Source organism: Massilia sp. (genome assembly GCF_032106685.1).
Classification (GTDB): domain Bacteria; phylum Pseudomonadota; class Gammaproteobacteria; order Burkholderiales; family Burkholderiaceae_D; genus Telluria.
In genome coordinates, this window is sequence record NZ_DAMCPG010000097.1 from 1 (window position 1) to 1,545 (window position 1,545).

Consider the following 1,545-nt stretch of genomic DNA (forward strand, 5'->3'; position numbering starts at 1 on the left):
CCGATTTCGTTGAAAAAGGCGTCCGTTGGCAATTGGCATGAAGGCGGCGCGCTGATTCACTCTGGTCGTTGAGACGGGAGGTGCAGCGATGATGGGTGAGCGGCGGGTTGATCAGTCGGCGCTGTTCTACGAGTTCTCGCTGGAGCGGCATGTGCCGGCGGATCATCTTCTGCGGGCGATTGACCGGTTCGTGGAACTGGACGGGCTGCGAGCGCATCTGGCGCCGTTCTACAGCGCCATCGGCCGGCCTTCGATTGATCCCGAGCTTCTGATCCGCATGCTGCTTGTCGGCTACTGCTTCGGCATTCGCTCGGAGCGACGGCTGTGCGAAGAGGTCCATCTGAACCTGGCCTATCGCTGGTTCTGCCGGCTGGGCCTGGACGGCGACGTGCCGGACCACTCGACCTTCTCGAAGAACCGCCATGGTCGTTTCCGCGACAGCGATTTGTTGCGGGAGCTGTTCGAGACGGTCCTGCGGCGCTGCATGGCCGAGGGTCTAGTCGGCGGCGAGGGCTTCGCCGTCGACGCCAGCCTGATCAAGGCCGACGCCAATCGCCAGCGCTGCGTGCCCGGCGACGATGGCCTGCCGCCCGAGGCCGCCAGCCGCGCCATCGACGAGTATCTTGCCGTTCTGGACGACGCGGCCTTCGGCGGCGCGACCCCGGTGACGCCCAAGTTCATCTCGCCGGCCGATCCGGCCTCGCGCTGGACCGGCGCCAACAAGGGCTTGGCCTTCTTCGCCTATGCCACCAACTACCTGATCGACCTGGACCACGCGATCATCGTCGATGTCGAGCCGTCCACGGCCGTGCGGCAGGCCGAGGTGACGGCGGCCCGCACCATGATCGAGCGGGTGCGCGAACATCATAATCTCTGGCCTGCCCGGCTGGCGGCGGACACCGCCTATGGCTCTGCCGAGATGCTGGACTGGCTGGTCCACGACCAGGGCATCGAGCCGCACATCCCCGTCATCGACAAAGCCGAGCGGATCGACGGGACCTTCTCGCGCAGCGATTTCGCCTATGACCACGCCGCCGACGTCTACCATTGTCCGGGCGGCAAGGAACTGAAGCAGTATCGGCGAGCCTTCCGCGCGGACCATCCCGATACTCCGCCGGACAACACCTATCGGTATCGCGCCAGCAAAATGGATTGCGACGCCTGCGCGCTAAAGAGCCGCTGCTGCCCCAAAGCGCCGGCGCGGAAAGTGACCCGCTCCATCCACGAAGGCGCGCGGGACTTCGCCCGCGACATCGCCAGAACCGACGCCTACGTCGTCTCTAGACGCGAACGGAAGAAGGTCGAGATGCTGTTCGCCCACCTCAAGCGCATCCTGAAGCTGGACCGACTGCGCCTGCGAGGTCCCAACGGCGCCAAAGACGAGTTCCTCCTCGCCGCCACCGCCCAGAACCTGCGCAAACTGGCCAAACTGATCCCGCCGCTGACGCCAGCGACCGCGTGAGGCGGGAGAGAACCGCCGCGTCCGTTACTGGCGGCGACCTCAGCAGCCGCCTTTTTCAACGAAATCCGCCAGAAGCGGACATT

At 65.4% G+C, this 1,545-nt stretch carries 1 protein-coding gene; it reads left to right on the forward strand.

All coding sequences use genetic code 11. The features are described 5' to 3' along the window. Positions 1-88: 88 nt before the first annotated feature. On the forward strand, positions 89-1,462 hold the full coding sequence (locus tag RT688_RS23710; RefSeq protein WP_313707274.1) for an IS1182 family transposase: 1,374 nt from the start codon (positions 89-91) through the stop codon (positions 1,460-1,462). Positions 1,463-1,545: the final 83 nt, after the last annotated feature.